This is a genomic window from Haladaptatus sp. CMAA 1909, from assembly GCF_043952005.1.
Classification (GTDB): domain Archaea; phylum Halobacteriota; class Halobacteria; order Halobacteriales; family Haladaptataceae; genus Haladaptatus.
The window spans coordinates 3,151,209-3,170,274 of sequence record NZ_JBIOAV010000001.1 but is presented as its reverse complement, the minus strand read 5'-3'; the positions used below and the strand labels follow the sequence as shown (position 1 = coordinate 3,170,274).

Genomic DNA, 19,066 nt, shown 5'->3' with positions numbered 1-19,066 from the left:
TTTCTCGGGGAGTCACTGCGGCGACGGCGGGCCGATGGAGATGAGATAGACGAGGCCGCCGATGACGATGCCGCCGAGCATGGTGACGACGACGTGGATGAAAGTGACGAACCCGGCGGTGCGCCACTTCAGGCGGAAGACGACGTGGAAGAGCGAGAGGTCCAGCGCGAGAGCGATAAGGATCACGAGCGGTGGGAAGTACTGTTGGAGGAGAAACGGCAGGGCGGCTATCGGCGGGCCGATGACGAGGGCGCGCCTGAACGGGATGCTCCCGAGGACGTTTCGAGCGGCGATGAACCCCGTCACCGAGAGGAACCCCGCCAGCAGGAGGTACGTTCCGACGAGCGGCGTCAAGTCACCCAGCAGTGCCATACCCGTGGTTCGGGAGCGAATCGGCTTGTGTATGGCGATGTTACTCCGGGATTACGAACCGCGAAAGGAAAGAGAGGAGACGTTATTCCAGCAGACCGAGTTCTTCGAGGCGGTCGGTGATTTTATCGACGGCCTGTTCGGCGTCCTCGGGCTTCTTACCGCCGGTGATGACGAGTTTGCCGGAGCCGAACAGAAGAGCGACGACTTCGGGTTCGTCGAGACGGTAGACGAGGCCGGGGAACTGCTCGGGTTCGTACTCGATGTTCTCCAGACCGAGACCGATGGCGATGGCGTTGAGGTTCAGGTTGCGTCCGAGGTCCGCGCTCGTGACGATGTTCTGGACGACGATTTCGGGGTCGTCGTTGACCTGAATGTTGAGTTCGCGAAGCTTGTCGAAGACGATTTCGAGACTCTCGTGTACGTCCGCGGTGCTCTTCGCGCCGGTACAGACGATTTTGCCGGAGCGGAAGATGAGTGCGGCCGATTTGGGATTCTGGGTACGGTAGACGAGACCGGGGAACTGCTCAGGGTCGTAATCCGCGCCCTCCAAGTCCATAGCGACACTTTGAAGGTCGAGTTCCTGCCCGATGCCCGTCGAGGCGACCACGTTTTCAATGTTGATGGTTTCCTTGGGGTCGGTCATAGCGCGACTTAAATGACGTATTTAAGGTTTATAAAGGTTGGTAGTCCAGACTGACACGACGAAATGCCCCTTTATCACCGGCCGACGAACGAAACCCTGATGTAGAAGCTTCTTCGGGCGGTTTTTGGATATTTCGAAACGATGCCCTCGACGAGTCACGTGCGCAGACCTTAACAGTGCGCCGCTCCAATCGGCGGGTAATGACCGACGAGCGAAGTCACAAGTTCTCCGAGGGAGAAGGCTTCGGCGACCCGTACGACGAGTTCGACCTGGACCCGCCCGAACTCGAAGTGAACCCGGACGAGGTGGACCCGGTCGACTCCCGCGTCGTCACCGACCTCCTCGACCAGCAGGCGATTCCGCGGGACAGGGTGTCCGTCGCCGATCTCATGGAAGTCGGCTTGAGCTACATGCAGATAAACCGCTTCGAACAGGCGACCGAGACGTTCGAGCGGGCGGCCCAGTTCGCCGACGAGGATTCCCTCGACGCACAGGAGGCGTGGACCAACAAGGGCGTCGCCCACGCCGAACTCGAAGAGTGGGACGCGGCCATCGGCGCGTACCGCGAAGCGCTCCACATCGACGACGACAGCGAACACGCAGCGACGGCGGAGACGAACCTCGCCTACGCGCTCTGGGAGTCCGGGCGAACCGAACAGGCGCTCGAACACTCCGAGCGCGCCGTCGAAATCGATCAGCGGTTCCCGCAGGCGTGGTTCAACCGCGGATTCTTCCTCCTCGAACGCGGCCTCGTTGAGGACGCCGTGAACTGCTTCGACAACTCGATCCGCCTCGGCTTCCGGAACGCACAGGTCATCGAGGAGAAGGCCCGCGCGTTGGAGGAACTGGGCGAGGACGAAGAGGCGGAGAAGTTGGCCGAAGAAGCAGAAGAGATGCGTCGGGAGGCGGAGGAAGAACTGATTCAGGAATGATACTCAAGGAGCGCGACACCGGAGAGGGTCTGTTGGTCGCGGTCTGTGACACCGACGTACTCGGGAAGACGTTCGAGACGGACGAGTTGACGTTCACCGTCACCGAGGAGTTCTACGGCGGCGACGAGGTCGACGAGGACGAAGTCGTCAACAGTCTCAACCGTGCGGACGTGGCGAACATCGTCGGTGCCGACGCCGTGGCGCTCGCCGTCGACGCCGGATTCGTGGACGAGGCGAACGTCCTCGAACTGGATTCGACCAGGCACGCGCAGTTTTTACGGATGTAATCAGTCGAGATACGCCGGGACGTTCACCGCGACCAGACACAGCACCGACCCGACTATCGTTCCGATGGCGACGGACAGCAGTCCGGTGTGGAAGGCGACGGCGACGAACGCGTGAAAGACGCCGACGAACGCGAGGGCGAGAAAGATCATGCTTGCGCCGAGTCGTCGTTTGGAGACCATACGAAAAACGAGGGACCGAAGGTCCTTAATCCGCATCGCCCCCGACGTAACTGATTTCGGTTTCGATTCTCCCAGACCGAAGAAGTGTTCCCACTCGAAACCCAATTCGTACACAATGGAGCCACAACAATCCGACGCGCTGGACGTGGCGCGTATCCGCGAGGAGTTCCCCATCCTCCAGCGGGAGTTCAACGGGAATCAAGTGGTGTACCTCGATAACGCGGCGACCACGCAGACGCCGGAAGCCGTCATCGAGAGCATCAGCGACTACTACCGGAACTACAACGCGAACGTCCACCGCGGCATCCACCAGTTGAGCCAAGAGGCCTCCATCGCCTACGAAGAAGCTCACGACAAACTCGCCGAGTTCATCGGCGCGAACGGACGCGAGGAGATGGTGTTCACGAAGAACACGACCGAAGCCGAGAACCTCGTCGCCTACGCGTGGGGACTCAACGAACTCGGCCCCGGCGACGAAGTCGTCCTCTCCGAGATGGAACACCACGCGTCGCTCGTGACGTGGCAGCAACTCGGGAAGAAGACTGGCGCGGACGTGAAGTACATCCCCGTGACCGAGGACGGGTACCTCGACATGGAGGCAGCAGAAGAGATGATCACGGACGATACGAAGATGGTCAGCGTCGTCCACGTCTCGAACACGCTTGGGACGGCGAACCCCGTCGGCGAACTCGCCGACATCGCACACGACCACGACGCCTACATCTTCGTGGACGGTGCGCAGGCGGTCCCGAACCGGCCGGTGGACGTGCAGGCCATCGACGCCGACTTCTATGCCTTCTCGGGCCACAAGATGGTCGGCCCGACCGGCATCGGCGGCCTGTACGGCAAGGAACACATTCTGGAGGAGATGGAACCGTACCTCTTCGGCGGCGACATGATTCGAAAGGTCACCTACGACGACTCGACGTGGGAGGACCTGCCGTGGAAGTTCGAGGCCGGAACGCCGAACATCGCACAGGGAGTCGGACTCGCGGCCGCCGTGGACTACCTGGAGGACATCGGCATGGAGCGCGTGCAGCGCCACGAGGAGCAACTCGCCGAGTACGCCTACGACCGCCTGACCGAGGAGGGCGACGTGGAGATTTACGGCCCGCCGGGCGACGACCGCGGCGGACTCGTCTCGTTCAACGTGGACGGTGTTCACGCCCACGACCTCTCCAGCATCCTCAACGACCACGCCGTGGCCATTCGTGCGGGCGACCACTGTACGCAACCGCTCCACGACAAACTCGGTATTGCGGCCTCCGCACGGGCCTCCTTCTACATCTACAACACTCGCGAGGAAATCGACAAACTCGTCGATGCCGTGGACGACGCCCGGCAGTTGTTCGCGCAGTAAGCGACGTCGGTTTCGTTTCTTCGAGGAGTTTCGGAGTTCGGTCGTCGAATCCTTCGATAGGATAGGTCTATGACCGATGGTGACGGTAGTTCTATGGGGGGAAATGGATGAGCCAATCACGAGTCTCTCAGCTTGCTGTGCCAGTAAATCAGAACGACCACGTCGACGGGGACGATGGTGCACCCGTCACGCTCGTCGAATACGGTGATTACGAATGCTCGTACTGTGAAGGCGCACATCAGGCGGTGAAAGAACTGCGACGAACGATGGACGATCAAGTGCGGTTCGTCTTTCGGCATTTCCCGCTTTCACAGCTGCATCCGCATGCGGAGGAGGCAGCGGAAGCGGCGGAAGCGGCGGCGGCACAGGGGAAATTTTGGGAGATGCACGACCTGCTCTTCGAGCATCCGAGCGAGATAACGGGGACCGAGCTACGGGATAACGCCGCGGCTCTCGACCTCGACCTCGCTCGGTTCGACGACGAACTCGAACGACACGTCTACCGTGACCGAGTTCACGACGACATCGTCTCGGGCGCTCAGAGCGGCGTTATCGGGACACCCACGTTCTTCATCAACGGGGGACGCTACGACGAGCAGTGGGATGTCACTCCCCTTCGAGCGGAACTCGAAGACGCGATGTGATCTCGTCGGCGGGAATCGAAAGCAACGACTACGTGGCATCGTCGCTACCAGTAGCAGTAGGAACAAACATGGCGGAAACCCTTCCGGAGGCGGTCCGACCTCGGGCGAAATCCTACTTCGAAAACGTCGCACCCGCACACGACTGGCATCACGTCCAGCGGGTGGCCGCCCTCGCCGAAACGCTCGCCGAGGAGTACGACCCCGACGAGCGAATCCTGTTTTCCGCGGTGTGGTTGCACGATGTCGGCCGCGGACGCGAGGACCGCGGCGAAATAGAGGACCACGCCGAGTGGGGCGCGGAGGAAGCGGCCCGCCTCCTCGGCGGGAGCGGATTCGACGTGACGGACGCGGAAATCGGCGCAATCCAGCACTGCATCCGGGCGCATCGGTTCTCGAACGACGTGGACGCCGAGACGCTGGAGGCGAAACTGCTGTCCGACGCCGACAACCTCGACGCGCTCGGTGCGGTCGGAATCGGTCGCGTCTTCTGCTACGGTGCGGAACGCGGCCAACCCATGCACGACCCCACCGTACCGATCGACGCCGACGAGACGCGGGCGGGTGAGACGTCGGTGAACCACTTCCACAAGAAGATACTCCGACTCCCGGAACGGATGTATACCGACGCGGGACGACGGTTGGCCGAGGAGCGCCGGGAGTTCGTCGAGACGTTCATCGAGCGATTCGAAGGCGAGGCCGCTGGCGACCGCTGAGGCGGCCGACGGTGGGTATGGAGACGAACGCGTGGTATCGGGAGACGAACACGAGTTGAAAGCTATTTCACACGTCCCGTCCATCACCGGGCATGGACGCGGACGAGCGGGATTTGTCCCCCGAAGACGCCTTCTCCCTCCTCGGCAACGACACGCGAATCGAAATCATACAAGCCCTGTGGGACGCGGACGACCCGCTTTCGTTCTCGGAACTGCACGACCGAGTGGGGATTCGAGACAGCGGGCAGTTCAACTACCATCTGAACAAACTGGTCGGTCTGTTCGTCCGGGGAAAGGAGGAGAGGTACGAACTCACCTACGCCGGGTTCCGAATCATGGGCGCGATTTTCTCGGGGACCTACACCCGGCGCGCCGAAGCCGAGACGTTCGAACTCGACGCACACTGTCCCGACTGCGGAACGGAACTCACCGCGGAGTACGAAGAGGAGACGGTCACGGTTCGCTGTGAGACGTGCGAGCGCAACCGCTCGACGTTCGGGTTGCCGCCGGGCGCGTTCGAGGGGCGCGACGAGTCGGAGTTACGCCGCACGTTCGAGCGGTGGCTTCTCAACGTGTTCTCGCTCATGGCGGACGGCGTCTGTCTGAACTGCTCGGGGAAAACGGTCGGATCGCTCGTCACCGAGTCGGAATATTTCGGTGACGAACAGGAAGTGGGCGTCGAATTCCTCTGTGAGCGCTGCGGGGATTATGCGACCGGCAACGTCGGAACGTACGTCTTGGAACATCCGGCGGTCGTGGCGTTTCACTACGACCACGGTATCGACCTCACGAAAGACCCCGTGTGGGAACTCGACTGGCCCCGTCCCGGGAATGCCCGAATCGTCTCGGACGACCCGCTCGTGGCAGCCACCACCATCTCGCTCGACGGCGACGAACTCACGCTAACGGTCGACGAGGAACTGGATATTCACGTCGAACAGTAAATTTTCCAACAGAAACTGCTTTCGGATAGTTTCGTTACAGAACTGTAGTTCTGGAATCATATATTTGGCTCCCCCTCCTGTCTCGTTTCATGCGCTCTCTATTCGGGAATCGGACGTTCCGTCGTCTGTTTATCGGCCGGTTGATAACGAACGCGGGGGACAGCGCGTACGCCGTCGCAGCGATGTGGCTCGCCTTCGAACTCGGCGGGTCGTCGTTTTACACGGGTCTCGCGGGGTTTCTCACCATGCTTCCGCAGACGCTCCAGTTCCTCGCCGGGCCGTTGGTCGACCGCTGGCAACTCCGGCGGATTCTGGTCGCCACGCAGGTCGCGGAAGGTCTCCTCGTTCTCTGCGTTCCCGTCGCGTACGTGATGGGGTGGCTCTCCGTCTGGGTCGTCCTCGTCGTGATGCCCCTGCTCTCGCTCATCAACCAGTTCGTCTACCCGGCACAGCAGGCCGCCCTCCCCCGCGTCGTCGAGAAAGACGACCTCGTGGAGGCCAACTCGGCGTTCTCGTTCGCCTACCAAGGCGTCGATTTCGCCTTCACCGCGCTCGGCGGCATCGTCGTCGCGCTGGTCGGCGCGATCGCACTTTACGTCCTCGATTCCGTGACCTTCCTCGCCGCGACGCTGGTCTTCCTCGGCGTTCGAATTCCGCCCGCCGAATCCGAAACCGTACTCGAAACCGAGTCCGAATCCGAATCTGAATCCGACGTGGAGACGGATACAGAGTCCGATGCCGGCCAAACCGACGGCCTCAGCGCCGCCATCGGGGAGTATCGCACCCAACTCCGCGACGGAATCGGGTACGTCCGCGGGTCGGTCCTCGTCTGGGTACTCGCCGGGAGCCTCGTCGTCAACGCCACCATCGGCAGTACCCTCGCGGTGTTGCCCGCCTACGCGCAGGCCCACGGCGGGTCGGACGCGTACGGGTTCCTCCTCGCCACGGTGGTCGGCGGGATGCTGGTCGGGTCGCTCGCCGCGACGCCGCTCAAGCGGGTTTCGCTCGCCAAACTGAGCATCGGCGGGTTCGTCTTCAGCGGCATCACGTGGCTCGCCGCGGTCCTCATCGGCTGGTTTCCGGCCACGATGGCCCTGTTTTTCCTCGCGTGGATTCCGGTCGGCGCGACGAACGTCATCTTCGCGGCGATGATACAGTCCGTCGTCCCCGAAGAACTCATGGGCCGCGTCTCGTCGGTCCTGTCGAGTGCGTCCGTGGGAGCGATGCCGCTCGGGTCCCTCCTCGGCGGCATCGGCGGAGACGCCCTCGGAACGACGCCGGTCATGACGACTGCGGGGTTCGGGTTCCTGTGCATCGCGTTCTGTTGGTCGGCACATCCGCTGCTCCGGAACATCGCACAGGCCGACGAGTTGGACGCCGAGAAGCACGGTCTCACGACGGCGACAGGGGCCGAATCGTCGGAATCCTTTTAGGTGACTCTCTCCTATTCGGATTCAACTATGAGCATGGGTTCGGACATGTACCGGCAGCAGATTCTCGATCACTATCGGAACCCGCGAAACTACGGGGAGTTGGCCGACGCCCAGTTCAGCCACGAGGGGGTCAATCCGTCCTGTGGCGACGAACTGGAGTTCGACGTTTCCCTCGAAGACGACGGCGAAACCATCGAACGCGTCGCGTTCCGCGGCGACGGTTGTGCCATCAGCCAAGCCAGCGCCAGCATGCTCTCACAGAAGCTTCCCGGCATGACGCTCGACGAGGTGGAGGCGATGGACCGCGACGACGTTATCGACATGCTCGGCGTCGAAATCAGCCCGATGCGTGTCAAATGCGCCGTGTTGGCCGAGAAGATCGTGCAGGACGGGGCGGAGATTTACGAGGGCGAGAAGGACGACGGGCGGACCACGACCGAATAACCGGTCACGTCCGTCGGTGTCGGTGACTTGTTTCGATTCGTTCGAATCCGATTTTCCACGCGACGCAGCGGACGCTGTTCGGGTTTTTGAGTCTTGAAAGAGAGAAACCGTGGTTAGATGACGGTACGGCCGTCTATTCCGGCTTCAGACCGCCGTCCTGAACGCGCATAACCGCTTCGCCGTCCGCGAGGTTCGGCGCGTCCACGAGTCGGACGATACGCTTGTCACCCTTCGATTTGCGGAGGTACATGCGGAACGTCGACTTGTGGCCGAGGATGTTCCCACCGATAGGCTGAGTCGGGTCGCCGAAGAACGAGTCGGGGTTGGACGAAACCTGATTCGTCACCACGACTGCGGTGTTGTACAGGTTGCCGACCTTGTCGATGTCGTGCAGGTGCTTGTTGAGTTTCTGCTGGCGAGTGGCGAGCTGTCCACGGCCGACGTACTCGGCGCGGAAGTGGGCCGTGAGGCTGTCGATACAGACCAGTCGGACGGGCCAGTCGCCGTCTTCGTGTTCGCCCGCGAGTTCCTGTGCTTTCTCCGCGAGAAGCATCTGGTGGTTGGAGTTGAACGCCTTCGCGACGTGAATCTTGTCGAGTATGTCGTCGACGAGTTCCTCCATGGCCTCCTCGTCGTCAGGCGTTCCTTCGATTTCGCGGTCGTCCATCGTGGCCTGAAGGGCCTCTTCTGGCAGGCCGCGAACCATGTCGTCGATACGCTCGGGACGGAACGTGTCCTCGGAGTCGATGAAGATGACGCTGCCGTGCAAGCCGCCCTGCTCGGACGGCAACTGGACGTTCACGGAAAGCTGGTGGGTGATCTGGGACTTCCCCGAGCCGAACTCACCGTACACTTCGGTGATGGACTGCGTCTCGACGCCGCCGCCGAGGAGTTCGTCCACCTCGTCTATCTGCCAGCTGAGCTTGCCGATTCGCTCGCGTCGTTCGAGCACCTGAGAGCCGGTTTCGAACCCGCCGATGTCGGCTTCCTTTCGGGCGGCCTGAATGATGTCGGCGGACGTGCTCTCGCCGACGTCGGCGGTGTTGCTGAGTTCGCCGGGACTTGCGACGGCGAGGCTCTGATAGGAATCGAATCCCGCTTCGTTGAGTTTCTCTGCCGTTGCTGGACCGACGCCGGGGAGTGCTTCGAGGTCTACGTCTGCCATTGTACTCCTGTCTTGTTCCCCTCATCATATAAACCCCCGTTAACAGCAGAGTGAAAGTGAAAATGAAGGGCGGAATCGGGGTTCACGAATCGGAAGGGAAGCCTTTAGATACAAAGAAAAGTCAGCGAGTGAACTATTCCCACGGATGCTCGTGGGCGGAGTCGGGCCAGAGCGGATACCAGTACTGTTCGTCGGATTCGATTTCGAGTTCCCCGTCCATGTTGCTCCGGAGTTTGAACTCAGCGGCGGAGTCGCGCTCGTGGCCGCGCTGCGGTGCGAACGGGTAGTACGCCCCGCGGCGAAACGAGTACAGCCAATAGACGTAGTTCCCGTCGCGTTCGAACCCGAATATCGCGGCGAGGAGGCGCGACCCGTAGCCCTCCTCGACGAACGTGTCCGCCGCGAAGTGGACGCTCGTCACGAGATCCTCCGGGTCGTCGTCTTCGAGGACGAACCACGAGTAACCGTGACTGTCCACGTGCGCGGTCGCCTCGGTTCCGGTCTCCTCCTTTCCCGCGTCGAGGATGGCGTGTACTTCGTCGACCGCGTCCTGAAAGTCGGTGCTATCGACCTCGGAGAAACACAGGGCGGCCTGCCCGACCGAGTCGTAGCCGAGGTCGGCTTCCATCGTGACGTAGGCCGTGCTCATCCCGAAGAGGTCCTCCGGGTCGGCCGCGCGTCCCGCGTCCGTCTCAGCGCGGATGCCGAGCACCTCACGGATGCCGTCGAATAGTCCCATACCGAGGTGTACGGAGTCGGAGCGGAAAAAGGGAAGCGATGTTTATGTGGCAGATAATAAAGAGTATTCGAGCCGTCCGTGAAACCGATGGGAACGCATTCCCGACGCCGGTTTCTCGAACTGGCAGGTGCCGGCACGGCCGTCGCGCTCGCGGGGTGCTCGAACATGCCCGCCGAGAGCGAAGGCACTGCCACCACGACGGAAACCACGACGTCGACAGCGACGACCGAGACCGACGACGAAACCACGGGGACGGAAGAACCCACGGAGACTACGATGAGTTCAGTATTTCACTTCAGCGAAGGGGACGACTATCAGAAACACGCGGTGGCGAACGTCGCCAACCTGTTGAACGACGACTCGACGGACACGGAAACCATCGCGCTCGTCGCGAACGGCGTGGGCGTCAAACTCCTCACGACCGACTCGACCAAGGCGGAAACGGTGAAATCGCTCGCGGAGAAGGGCGTGACGTTCAAGGCGTGTCACAACAGCATGAACAAGCTCAACTACGCGAAATCGGACCTCCTCTCCGGCGTCGAAGTCGTCCCCGCGGGCGTCGGTGAACTCACGAAATTACAGGCGAAAAAGGGGTACGCCTATATCAAGACGCCGTAGCGTCGATCGTAGCGTCAGTACGACTCCATCTCGCGTTCCATGTCGCGGAGTCGCTCGACCCGCGCTTCGGTGCTCGGGTGCGTGCTGAACAGTTTGCTGATGAACCCGGCCTTCGCGGGGATGATGAAGAACGCGTTCATCTCCGACTGTTCGCGTAAGTCCTCCTTCGGAACCCTGTCCATCCCGCCGTCGATGGTCAGCAGGGCCGACGCGAGCGCGGACGGTTTGCCAGTGATGGTCGCCCCGCCGCGGTCGGCGGCGAACTCGCGGTAGCGCGAGAGCGCGCGGATGAGGAAGTAGCTGATTATCCACACCGCGAGCGACGCGAGGATGGCGACGAAGACGGGAACTTGGTTGTTGCCCCGGTTGTCACCGCCGCCGCCACCGAACAGCCAGCCCCAGCGAACGATCATGAACGCGATGGTCGAGAGGAACGACGCGATTGTCATCACCATCACGTCGCGGTTCTTGACGTGGGCGAGTTCGTGGGCGAGCACGCCCTCCAACTCCTCCTGATTCAGTGTCTGGAGCAGTCCCGTGGTCACGCAGACGGCCGAGTTCTTCTGCGAACGCCCGGTCGCAAAGGCGTTCGGGACGCGAGTGTCGGCGACGGCGACCTTCGGCTTCGGCAGGTCGGCCTGCTGGCAGAGCCGACTGATCGTCGCGTGGAGGTCTGGACGCTCTTCTTCGCTCACCTCGTGTGCACCCATGCTCCACAGTGCCAGTTTGTCGCTGAAGAAAAACTGGCCGAGCGAGAATCCACCGATTACTAGCAGTATGAAGAAGAACCTGACGCCAGCGGACACCAATACTCCGACGAACACGATATACAGCGCGAACAGGAGGAACATCGTCAGGCCCATCCTGGCACGAAGTCCCCAATCTGCCTTCCATTTCATGCTTCAGTCTAGGCATTCCGACCGTTTAAAGATTCGTTGACGCATGCGGATAAGTAGCAAGCGATGAGTGATGAGTTTCGTTCGGTGATAGATATCTGATATAAAATAGAAATATTCAATCACGTGGAGGCCAGAACGCTTACCCCCAGAGACGGATTACGGGGAGTATGTTCTCGTTTGAACCGGCGAGGGTATCTCGATGACCGGCACGGTCGTTTTAGCCGGTAGCCTCGACCGGACCGGTCGCTGGCTCGCCAAACACCTCGCCGAACACGGGTGGGACGTCACTTGCATCAGTCTCTCGCGGTCGAACTGGGAGCTTGGAGGATATCGAGGAATTTCCTTTCGTGCGGCGGATTTGACCGAACAGGTCGAAACGGCGGAAGCGATTTCGACGGAGGATCCCGACGCGGTCGTCCACTGGGCGACGCTTCCGTCACCCGAACGCCACAGCGGGATGCGAATCTTCGAGAACAACGTCATCGGAGCCTACAACGTCCTCACCGCCGCGGGACGAGCGAACGCCCGCATCGCGTGGGCGTCGAACGAGAGCGCCTACGGCTTCCAACTCGCGGGGGAACCGACCCTCCCCGAGTATCTCCCGTTGGACGAGGAACACCCGCTTCGGCCGCGGGATCCGTACGGAACCTCGAAGGCCGTCGGCGAACAGATCGGTGCGATGGTCGCCCGACGATACGGCGTCCCCGTCGCCTCGATTCGAGGGTCGTGGGTGCAGTTCCCCACGGAGTACGACTGTCTCGACGCCCGGGACAACCTCGCGACCGGCGCGGGGAACTTCTGGTCCTACGTGGACGTTCGAGACGTCGTGACGGCAATCGAGCGGGCCATCACGGTGGACTTCGACGGACACGAACCGTTCATCGTCTCGGCGGCGGACAACTACCTCGACGAACCCATCGAAGACGCCCTGACCGAGTTCTTCGGTGGGGTTCCGGAACGGAGTACCATTTCGGGGGCGGATTCGGCGCTTTCGACCGAGAAAGCCGAGTCGATGCTCGGGTGGACGCCGACCCACTCGTGGCGTGATTCCGTCGATGAGGACGAGTTCGTCACGCCGTGAGCCTTCTACAGGCTTAAAAGCGAGAACGACATAGAACCGTCAATGACCGATTCTGGAGAATTCTGCCCGAACTGTGGCGACCCCATCGAGGTCGATATCACGGAACGGGACTATCCGACCTCCGCCTCCCCGCGCGAGCGAAAACTCTGTGATTCGTGTTACTTCGACCGATTCGACCTCGTGGACGCGCCGGAGCGAATCGAAGTCCGGGTGTGTGCACAGTGCGGTGCGGTGTACCGCGGCCGACGCTGGGTGGACGTCGGCGCACGGGACTACACCGACATCGCCATCGAGGAGGTGAGCGAAGCGCTCGCGGTCCACGTCGACGCCCGCGACGTGTCGTGGCAGGTGGAACCCGAACAGATAGACCCGAACACGATTCGGATGCACTGTTACTTCTCCGGCGTCGTCCGCGACACGCTGATGGAGGAAGAAATCATGGTGCCCGTGATGATCGCCCGGCAGACGTGTACCCGCTGTGGCCGAATCGCGGGCGACTACTACGCCAGCATCGTCCAAGTTCGTGGCGTCGATAGGGTTCCCACGCCGAAGGAGGAAAAACGCGCCAAGGAAATCGCCAACGAAATCGTCGCGGACATGGAGGCCACGGGCGACCGGAACGCCTTCGTCACCGAGATGGACGAGACGCCAGACGGCCTGAACATCAAGGTCTCGACCACCAACATCGGAAAGAAGATTTCGAGCAAACTGGTCGAGGAGTTCGGCGGGAGCTTTTCCGATGCGGAAACCCTCGTCACGGAGGACGAGGACGGCAACGGAGTGTATCGCGTGACCTACGCCGTCCGTCTGCCGCCGTTCACGCCCGGCGACATCATCAGTCCCGACGACGACGGGCCGGTCCTCGTCAGGAGCGTGCAAGGAAACCTGAAGGGCCGACGGATTACCACCGGTGAGGAGTACGAGGCCAAGTTCGGAAACGAGGACGCCGCCGACGCACGCAAATTGGGGACCATCGACGACGCCGAGGAGACGACGCTCGTCGCGGTGACGGACGAACGCGCGGTACAGGTGCTGGACCCGGAGACCTACCAGACCGAGACGATTTCCAAGCCGTCGTACATGGACGAGGACGCGGAGACGGTATCGGTTTTCAAGAGTCGATCGGGGCTGTACGTGGTCCCTGATGCGTAACCTCGCCGTCCTCGCGGCGAAACCGCGCGCCGAGGACACCATCACGGAACTGGAAGCTGAGGGCGTCTACGACGCCTCCCGGAAGGTTCGCGAACACGACGACGAACTGGTCGAACTGCCCGTGACCGCACGGCCGACCGAAACGGGGTTCGAGGGGATACTCGAACAATCCGACCCGGAGTTCCGACACACCGACCTCGACTCCCTGCTTCGGGAACGCGGTTGGACGGACGACGAAATCGACCGCGCCCCGAAGTCGTGGGCCGTCATCGGGGACGTGATTCTCGTCCAGTGCGACGACTGCCCGCGTCCCGAGGAGGTCGGCGAGGAACTCCTCGCCCTTCACGGGGAAGCCGAAACCGTCCTCGCCCGCGGCGGGATTTCCGGCGAACACCGGGAACCCGAGGTGACCGTCATCGCGGGGTCGAGCGACACCGAAACCGTCCACACCGAACACGGAACGAAGTACGCCCTCGACCTCCGCGAGGTGATGTTCGCTCCCGGCAACCAGCGCGAGCGCTCTCGGATAGGAGACATCGTCTCGCCGGACGAGCGCGTCTTCGACATGTTCGCCGGAATCGGCTACTTCGCGCTCCCGATGGCCCGCGCCGGGGCGCGGGTGACGGCCGTCGAGCGCAACCCGGCGTCGTTCAAGTACCTCGTTGAGAATACCATGCTGAACGACGTTCCGCACCGCATCGACGCCTACCGCGCCGACTGCCGGGAGATGACGGACGTGAGCGCGGAGCGCGTCGTCATGGGCTACTACGACGCCCACGAGTATCTCGACACGGCGTTGCGCGCCCTCGAACCCGGCGGGGTCGTCCACATGCACGAGACGACGCCGGAAAACCGACTGTGGGAGCGTCCGGTTTCGCGACTCGAATCGGCGGTCCACGAACGCGGGCACGAGGTCGAAATCCTCGATAAACGCCGCGTCAAAAGCCACAGCGAGGGCGTGTGGCACGTCGTCGTCGATGCGCGGGTCGACTGAGAAAATTTCGTGGCGGAGGGGTCGAACTGTCGGGGGAAACACCTATCAAACGTGAACCGTTCGGTCACGTATGGACAGACAAAAGTGGATTTCGCTGTTCTTCGTCCTGCTGATGTTGAGTTCGGCCGTCGCCTACACCGTCACGCTCATCTGAGCCGTCGGATGGACTTCGCGGGAATCACTCCGTGTCCCACACGTCCGCCATGGGACTCTTCTTTCGGGAGCGCCGCGAACGGGAGTTCCGGCGCGAGTTCGACCCGGAATCGGAGTCGCCCGACTCGCTTCTCTGGGTCGAATCGTTGCGGCCGCTGTCGTCGCCACCGTCACCACCGAACTGCCGAGTGCTACCGTGGCCGATGCTCCCGGCGGAAGCGCCCGCCGAACGCGGGTCGAACTCGGGTAACTCGGGAGACGCCGTGCGGTCCACCTGTTCTTCGAACCAGTCGGGCATGTCGGTTCGAGCGCGGTCGAACAGTTGCAGGAGGCTCGAATCGGCGAGGTACGTCGCGCCGTAGTCGTCCGGCGCACGGATCACCCGCCCGCAGGCCTGAATGACGGTTCGGAGCGCGGCGCGGTAGTACCACGCCCACTGCCCGTGTTCGAGTCGGTGGGCGACCCGCGAGTCGCTCGTGTTCAGGAACGGCGCTTTGCAGAGCACCTGCCAGCGGGCGAGGTCGCCCTTCAAATCCAGCGCCTCCTCCATCTTCACCGAGAGGAATACGTCCGGGTCGTCGGTGGCCTTCCAGGAATCGAGGTCGGCGTCGCGGGAGTCCCGACCGTGGGCGCGCACCCGCCCGCCGACGCCGAACGCCTCCAGTTGTTCCGCGAGTTTTTTCTGAATGTGATAGGAGTGGGCGTGGACGATTCCCTTCTCGTCGGGGTGTTCCTGCATGATCCTGACGACCGTTCGCGCGATTTTGGGAATCGTCTCCTCGCGGTGTTCGTAGGTCATCTTCCCCTGCGTCACGTCGTACAGCGGTCGGTTTTCGACCGGGAAGGTGTGTCCAACGTCCACGAGGGCGACGCGTTCCGGGTCGAGGCCGACCTGCCGACAGAACGCCTCCTTGTTCAGAATCGTCGCCGAGAGGAGCGCGAACGCGTTACCCCGCTCCCAGACGGTATGGGCGAGGTAGCGTTCGGGGTTCATCGGCTTGATGGTCATCGGCCCGCCCGCGCCGTCCGGTTGGTCCACCACCCACTCCGTCGCGCTATCCGGGTCGCGGTAGTCCTCCACGAACCAGTCCAACTCGGAGACGAGTTCCTGAAACCGGTCCCGTCGTGCCACCTCGCCGGGGGTGAGTTCCGGTTGCGCGACGAGGTCGTCCTTCCGTCGTTTGCAGGTACCGGCGAGTCGCTCGGCGTACTCCACCGCCCTGTCGAGGCCGGTGATTTCGGGTACCTTCAGGTCGTCCCAGATGGGGACCGTCCGGGAGTTCAGGTCGATGGCCGCGTACATCTCCGCCCACTCGGCGAGTCCGTGCGCCTCGTCGATGACCACCACGTCCCGCTTGCGGAACACCTCCGACCCGGCGGTCCGCATGAAGTACGCCAGCGTCATCGCCGCGATTTCCCGGTTGCTGGCGATGGCGCGGTCGGAGAAGTACGGACAGCGATGTTTCACCGAACAGTCGTACCCTTTCTCCCGAGCGCAGGGCGCTCGGTTGACCGGCGTATCGTGTTCGCCGGGCAGAATACAGGAGTAGTTTCGCTTCCCACGGATGATTTTGAGGTCGTCGAGCAGGGGTTCCTCGGCCACGTCGTCCAACTGCGACACCTGCGGCGTCGTGTAGTACGCGCCCGTCGAATCGCTCGGGTCCGCCTCGTCCACGCGCCGAGCGCATCCCGCGATCGCCCGAGCGAGCAGGGACTTGCCGCTCCCCGTCGGTGCCCGCACCAACACCACGTCGTTGTCCCCCTCGAACGCCGACCGAACGTCGGCGAGCGCCTCCCGTTGGTTGCCACGGAAGGAGGGCGCGGGGAACTCGTCAAAAATCCGCTCGGGGTTCACTGTTGGTAGAACGGGAAGGAGGGTCGTAAAACCCGCCGGTCTCGCGGGGCGAAAACGGGGACGGTCGGCTACGGGGAACTGACGACGGCAACCGAACACGGCGCGTTCTTCAGCACGTGTTCGACGCGATGGCCGAGGAAGGCGCGGTGTGACGCCGGACGGATCTCCGTTCCGACGACGATGAGGTCGGTGTCGGTGAGCATCGCGCGTTCGACGATGGTCCGCTCCGGGCGCTCGCCCACGGTTACTTCGGTTCCGACCTGAGCGCCCATGTGCCGCCCCAATTCGGCTTCTCGATCGACGATGTCCTCACCCAATCGGACTGCCTCGGGGAAGTTCGTCGCGTCCTCGAACAGTTCCTCGGTCCACGGTCGGTTGACCACGTGCATCACTTCGACCAGCGCGCCGCATTCGGTGGCGACGGCGAACGCGACTTCGGCGGCGTGACGGCTGTACTCGTTCCCGACGGTCGGAAGCAGGATGCGGCGTATCGGTTCGCCGGGAGACCGTCTCGCGGAGTCCCCGGCCCGCACCGCGAGGAGAGGACACGGACTCGCGCGCAGCACGTCGTCGATCTCCGTGCTGAACAACAGTCCCTCCGCGTTCGGCCGTCGCGGCGGCGCTCCGAGTACCATCAGGTCGTACCCGTCGGCCGCTTCAGTGACGACCGTTTCGCTCGCGTCCCCCTCGACGGTGCGGACGATGTTTCTCGTCTTGTCGGCGGTGAGATCGAGCCGTTCGGCCATCGTCTCCAGACACACCTCCGCCCGAATTCCACTCGCGTCCGCCCCGACGGTCCCGCCGTCGCTCTCGACCCGATTCGTCCGCGAACCGGACGAGAGCAGGCGTTTCACGCGGCGAGAGAACCATCCGCCGGTGGCCACCCGTTCCCCGTCCACCGAGACGTACATGTTCGTCGCCTCCATCTCGCGGGTTCGGGCGATGTAGCCGACCAACCGCGCCGCCAACTGCGAGTCGGGGCTACACCGCGTCGGGAGGAGAACGCGGACGACGTTTCCGAGGAACCCCTGTGCTTCGCGCTCCTCGCGTTCGAGTCGTTCGGCCTCCTCCGATGAGAGTTCGATGTTCGACAGGGAAACGCGCAGGAGCGGCGGCGCGAGCAACGAGGTGATGATGGCGACCATCACGATGATGGTGTAGGTCGTCCCGGTGAGGACGCCGACGCTGATGCCGATGGTCGCGACGATTATTTCCAGTGCGCCGCGGGCGTTCAACCCGGACCCCATCGCGATACCTTCCCAGTTCGACAGCCCCGACGCTTTCGCGCCGACGAACGTTCCCGTGAACTTGCCGACGATGGCGACGGCGAGAACCGCGAGTCCCCCGAGGAGCGCGGTGGGTACCAACAGCGTCGTCAGGTCCACTCGAAGACCCGCCGTCGCGAAGAAGATGGGCGCGAAGATGCTCATCGTGACGACCTCGAAGGTGTGTCGCGCCGCCCGGTCGAACCGTTTGACCTGTCCGACGAGGACGCCGACGACGAACGCGCCGAGGACGGCTTCGAGGCCGAGGAACTGAGTGATCGTTCCGACGCCCAGCGCGAGTATCATCACCGTGGTCGCCATCGAGATGTCGCCGCCGAGCGTGTTGTCCACCCACCGAAGCGTCCCCCTGACCACCCGGTCGCCGAGCGTGATGGCGGCGCCGAGGAACAGGACCAACAGCACGATGGTCTCACCGGCGGTGCTGACCGCCTCTCCGCCGCCGCTGCGGGCGAGACTCGCAACCACCGCGAGTAGAATCCACCCGACGGTGTCGTTTATCATTCCCGACGCGATGGTTATCTGTCCGATGTCCCGATTCATCACCCCCATCTCGATGAGGACCTTCGCGATGACCGGGATGGCCGAGATGGAGAGCGCCGTCGCGATGAACAGGCTGAACACGAGCCGCTGATCGTCGGCCGCGAGAAACTCCGACGGGAGGAGGTACGCCAGTCCGAACCCCAGCAGGAAGGGGACGGCGATTCCGGTAGCCGCGGTGTAGGTGGCCGGTTTCGCCCGACTGGAGATGAGATCCAAATCCGTCTCGAAGCCGGTGACGACGAGCAACATCGTCAGTCCGATCCAGGAGACGACCTCTACCAGGTGATACTGGAGCGCGTTCTGCGGAAATATCGCGACGAACAGTCCCGGCGCTATCGCTCCCAGTATCGACGGCCCGAGGACGATACCCGCGAGCAGTTCGCCCAGCACGGACGGTAATCCCGTGTATCGGGCGATTTCGCCGAGGAGACGGGCGGTAAATAGCAAGAGGAACAGATGGAGGAAGAGGTAGAGGAGTTGGTGTTCACTGAGCGGTGGCAGCACGTCGGCAGTTACTGTGACTGTCGCTGTCATCGGATGTCCCCACCTTACGGGATCGGTTTCGCATTCGCACTGCGTGGTGGAGTCACCGCCGTATATAACTCTGTCCGCTCATCAGTTCGCTCGACGAC

20 protein-coding genes are annotated in these 19,066 nt (G+C 62.7%); 12 read left to right on the top strand and 8 right to left on the bottom strand.

Annotated elements, in window-relative coordinates; translation table 11 throughout:
- Positions 1-12: 12 nt before the first annotated feature.
- Both ACGYLY_RS17110 and ACGYLY_RS17105 read right to left on the bottom strand, forming a co-directional pair.
- A complete protein-coding gene (locus tag ACGYLY_RS17110) occupies positions 13-372 on the bottom strand; it encodes a hypothetical protein (protein WP_395283325.1) in 360 nt (119 codons plus the stop codon).
- Between the two features lie 82 nt (positions 373-454).
- The gene (locus ACGYLY_RS17105; RefSeq protein WP_231185757.1) at positions 455-1,015 is read right to left on the bottom strand and encodes a TATA-box-binding protein; all 561 of its coding nucleotides are present in this window, start codon (positions 1,013-1,015) and stop codon (positions 455-457) included.
- Between the two features lie 200 nt (positions 1,016-1,215).
- On the opposite strand from ACGYLY_RS17105, the gene ACGYLY_RS17100 reads away from it, so the two are divergent.
- Positions 1,216-1,947: a tetratricopeptide repeat protein gene (locus tag ACGYLY_RS17100; protein ID WP_395283323.1), complete on the top strand. Its 732-nt coding sequence runs from the start codon at positions 1,216-1,218 to the stop codon at positions 1,945-1,947.
- Positions 1,944-2,234: a DUF424 domain-containing protein gene (locus ACGYLY_RS17095; protein ID WP_395283322.1), complete on the top strand. Its 291-nt coding sequence runs from the start codon at positions 1,944-1,946 to the stop codon at positions 2,232-2,234. The genes ACGYLY_RS17100 and ACGYLY_RS17095 overlap by 4 nt, the downstream gene beginning before the upstream one ends.
- Here ACGYLY_RS17095 and ACGYLY_RS17090 read toward each other — a convergent pair whose 3' ends face one another.
- Positions 2,235-2,414 carry a hypothetical protein gene (locus ACGYLY_RS17090; RefSeq protein WP_395283320.1) on the bottom strand — a complete coding sequence of 60 codons (180 nt, stop codon included), beginning with the start codon at positions 2,412-2,414 and terminating at the stop codon, positions 2,235-2,237.
- 115 nt (positions 2,415-2,529) lie between these two features.
- Between ACGYLY_RS17090 and ACGYLY_RS17085 the strand changes: the two genes are divergently transcribed.
- The 6 genes from ACGYLY_RS17085 (at position 2,530) to ACGYLY_RS17060 (ending at position 7,952) form a co-directional block, all read left to right on the top strand.
- On the top strand, positions 2,530-3,774 hold the full coding sequence (locus tag ACGYLY_RS17085) for an aminotransferase class V-fold PLP-dependent enzyme (RefSeq protein WP_395283318.1): 1,245 nt from the start codon (positions 2,530-2,532) through the stop codon (positions 3,772-3,774).
- A gap of 107 nt (positions 3,775-3,881) precedes the next feature.
- On the top strand, positions 3,882-4,418 hold the full coding sequence (locus ACGYLY_RS17080) for a DsbA family protein (RefSeq protein ID WP_395283317.1): 537 nt from the start codon (positions 3,882-3,884) through the stop codon (positions 4,416-4,418).
- Positions 4,419-4,486: 68 nt separating this feature from the next.
- A complete protein-coding gene (locus ACGYLY_RS17075; RefSeq protein WP_395283315.1) occupies positions 4,487-5,131 on the top strand; it encodes an HD domain-containing protein in 645 nt (214 codons plus the stop codon).
- Between the two features lie 92 nt (positions 5,132-5,223).
- Entirely contained in the window at positions 5,224-6,075 is an 852-nt protein-coding gene (locus tag ACGYLY_RS17070) for a helix-turn-helix domain-containing protein (RefSeq protein WP_395283314.1), read from the top strand.
- Positions 6,076-6,164: 89 nt separating this feature from the next.
- On the top strand, positions 6,165-7,508 hold the full coding sequence (locus ACGYLY_RS17065) for an MFS transporter (protein ID WP_395283313.1): 1,344 nt from the start codon (positions 6,165-6,167) through the stop codon (positions 7,506-7,508).
- A 27-nt stretch (positions 7,509-7,535) separates the two neighbouring features.
- The gene (locus tag ACGYLY_RS17060; protein WP_395283311.1) at positions 7,536-7,952 is read left to right on the top strand and encodes an iron-sulfur cluster assembly scaffold protein; all 417 of its coding nucleotides are present in this window, start codon (positions 7,536-7,538) and stop codon (positions 7,950-7,952) included.
- 133 nt (positions 7,953-8,085) lie between these two features.
- On the opposite strand, the gene radA is transcribed toward ACGYLY_RS17060, so the two are convergent.
- Together radA and ACGYLY_RS17050 are read right to left on the bottom strand one after the other, a co-directional pair.
- Entirely contained in the window at positions 8,086-9,117 is a 1,032-nt protein-coding gene (gene radA, locus ACGYLY_RS17055; protein WP_395283310.1) for a DNA repair and recombination protein RadA, read from the bottom strand.
- 133 nt (positions 9,118-9,250) lie between these two features.
- Complete coding sequence (locus ACGYLY_RS17050; protein WP_395283309.1) at positions 9,251-9,856, bottom strand: hypothetical protein; 606 nt, start codon at positions 9,854-9,856, stop codon at positions 9,251-9,253.
- An 87-nt stretch (positions 9,857-9,943) separates the two neighbouring features.
- Here ACGYLY_RS17050 and ACGYLY_RS17045 point away from each other — a divergent pair, with 87 nt between their 5' ends.
- A complete protein-coding gene (locus ACGYLY_RS17045; protein WP_395283307.1) occupies positions 9,944-10,474 on the top strand; it encodes a DsrE family protein in 531 nt (176 codons plus the stop codon).
- Between the two features lie 14 nt (positions 10,475-10,488).
- Here the strand turns inward: ACGYLY_RS17045 and htpX are convergent, their stop codons facing one another.
- A complete protein-coding gene (htpX, locus tag ACGYLY_RS17040; RefSeq protein WP_395283306.1) occupies positions 10,489-11,373 on the bottom strand; it encodes a zinc metalloprotease HtpX in 885 nt (294 codons plus the stop codon).
- Between the two features lie 199 nt (positions 11,374-11,572).
- On the opposite strand from htpX, the gene ACGYLY_RS17035 reads away from it, so the two are divergent.
- The 3 genes from ACGYLY_RS17035 to ACGYLY_RS17025 are packed head-to-tail and all read left to right on the top strand — an operon-like array spanning position 11,573 to position 14,600.
- A complete protein-coding gene (locus tag ACGYLY_RS17035; RefSeq protein ID WP_395283305.1) occupies positions 11,573-12,454 on the top strand; it encodes an NAD-dependent epimerase/dehydratase family protein in 882 nt (293 codons plus the stop codon).
- Positions 12,455-12,496: 42 nt separating this feature from the next.
- Positions 12,497-13,606 (top strand): 60S ribosomal export protein NMD3, encoded by a 1,110-nt coding sequence (locus ACGYLY_RS17030; RefSeq protein ID WP_395283303.1) that lies wholly within the window; start codon positions 12,497-12,499, stop codon positions 13,604-13,606.
- Positions 13,599-14,600, top strand: a complete 1,002-nt coding sequence (locus tag ACGYLY_RS17025; protein WP_395283302.1) for a class I SAM-dependent methyltransferase — start codon at positions 13,599-13,601, stop codon at positions 14,598-14,600. The genes ACGYLY_RS17030 and ACGYLY_RS17025 overlap by 8 nt, the downstream gene beginning before the upstream one ends.
- Positions 14,601-14,778: 178 nt before the next feature.
- Here the strand turns inward: ACGYLY_RS17025 and ACGYLY_RS17020 are convergent, their stop codons facing one another.
- Both ACGYLY_RS17020 and ACGYLY_RS17015 read right to left on the bottom strand, forming a co-directional pair.
- A complete protein-coding gene (locus tag ACGYLY_RS17020) occupies positions 14,779-16,608 on the bottom strand; it encodes a helicase C-terminal domain-containing protein (protein ID WP_395283300.1) in 1,830 nt (609 codons plus the stop codon).
- A gap of 68 nt (positions 16,609-16,676) precedes the next feature.
- The gene (locus ACGYLY_RS17015) at positions 16,677-18,968 is read right to left on the bottom strand and encodes a cation:proton antiporter (RefSeq protein ID WP_395283298.1); all 2,292 of its coding nucleotides are present in this window, start codon (positions 18,966-18,968) and stop codon (positions 16,677-16,679) included.
- Between the last annotated feature and the right edge of the window lie 98 nt (positions 18,969-19,066).

Excerpts from the sequence above, each read along its gene's own strand:
- ACGYLY_RS17110 (WP_395283325.1), bottom strand. The coding sequence starts at position 372 with ATGGCACTGCTGGGTGACTTGACGCCGCTCGTCGGAACGTACCTCCTG.
- ACGYLY_RS17105 (WP_231185757.1), bottom strand. The coding sequence starts at position 1,015 with ATGACCGACCCCAAGGAAACCATCAACATTGAAAACGTGGTCGCCTCG.
- ACGYLY_RS17100 (WP_395283323.1), top strand. The coding sequence starts at position 1,216 with ATGACCGACGAGCGAAGTCACAAGTTCTCCGAGGGAGAAGGCTTCGGC.
- ACGYLY_RS17095 (WP_395283322.1), top strand. The coding sequence starts at position 1,944 with ATGATACTCAAGGAGCGCGACACCGGAGAGGGTCTGTTGGTCGCGGTC.
- ACGYLY_RS17090 (WP_395283320.1), bottom strand. The coding sequence starts at position 2,414 with ATGGTCTCCAAACGACGACTCGGCGCAAGCATGATCTTTCTCGCCCTC.
- ACGYLY_RS17085 (WP_395283318.1), top strand. The coding sequence starts at position 2,530 with ATGGAGCCACAACAATCCGACGCGCTGGACGTGGCGCGTATCCGCGAG.
- ACGYLY_RS17080 (WP_395283317.1), top strand. The coding sequence starts at position 3,882 with ATGAGCCAATCACGAGTCTCTCAGCTTGCTGTGCCAGTAAATCAGAAC.
- ACGYLY_RS17075 (WP_395283315.1), top strand. The coding sequence starts at position 4,487 with ATGGCGGAAACCCTTCCGGAGGCGGTCCGACCTCGGGCGAAATCCTAC.
- ACGYLY_RS17070 (WP_395283314.1), top strand. The coding sequence starts at position 5,224 with ATGGACGCGGACGAGCGGGATTTGTCCCCCGAAGACGCCTTCTCCCTC.
- ACGYLY_RS17065 (WP_395283313.1), top strand. The coding sequence starts at position 6,165 with ATGCGCTCTCTATTCGGGAATCGGACGTTCCGTCGTCTGTTTATCGGC.
- ACGYLY_RS17060 (WP_395283311.1), top strand. The coding sequence starts at position 7,536 with ATGAGCATGGGTTCGGACATGTACCGGCAGCAGATTCTCGATCACTAT.
- radA (WP_395283310.1), bottom strand. The coding sequence starts at position 9,117 with ATGGCAGACGTAGACCTCGAAGCACTCCCCGGCGTCGGTCCAGCAACG.
- ACGYLY_RS17050 (WP_395283309.1), bottom strand. The coding sequence starts at position 9,856 with ATGGGACTATTCGACGGCATCCGTGAGGTGCTCGGCATCCGCGCTGAG.
- ACGYLY_RS17045 (WP_395283307.1), top strand. The coding sequence starts at position 9,944 with ATGGGAACGCATTCCCGACGCCGGTTTCTCGAACTGGCAGGTGCCGGC.
- htpX (WP_395283306.1), bottom strand. The coding sequence starts at position 11,373 with ATGAAATGGAAGGCAGATTGGGGACTTCGTGCCAGGATGGGCCTGACG.
- ACGYLY_RS17035 (WP_395283305.1), top strand. The coding sequence starts at position 11,573 with ATGACCGGCACGGTCGTTTTAGCCGGTAGCCTCGACCGGACCGGTCGC.
- ACGYLY_RS17030 (WP_395283303.1), top strand. The coding sequence starts at position 12,497 with ATGACCGATTCTGGAGAATTCTGCCCGAACTGTGGCGACCCCATCGAG.
- ACGYLY_RS17025 (WP_395283302.1), top strand. The coding sequence starts at position 13,599 with ATGCGTAACCTCGCCGTCCTCGCGGCGAAACCGCGCGCCGAGGACACC.
- ACGYLY_RS17015 (WP_395283298.1), bottom strand. The coding sequence starts at position 18,968 with ATGACAGCGACAGTCACAGTAACTGCCGACGTGCTGCCACCGCTCAGT.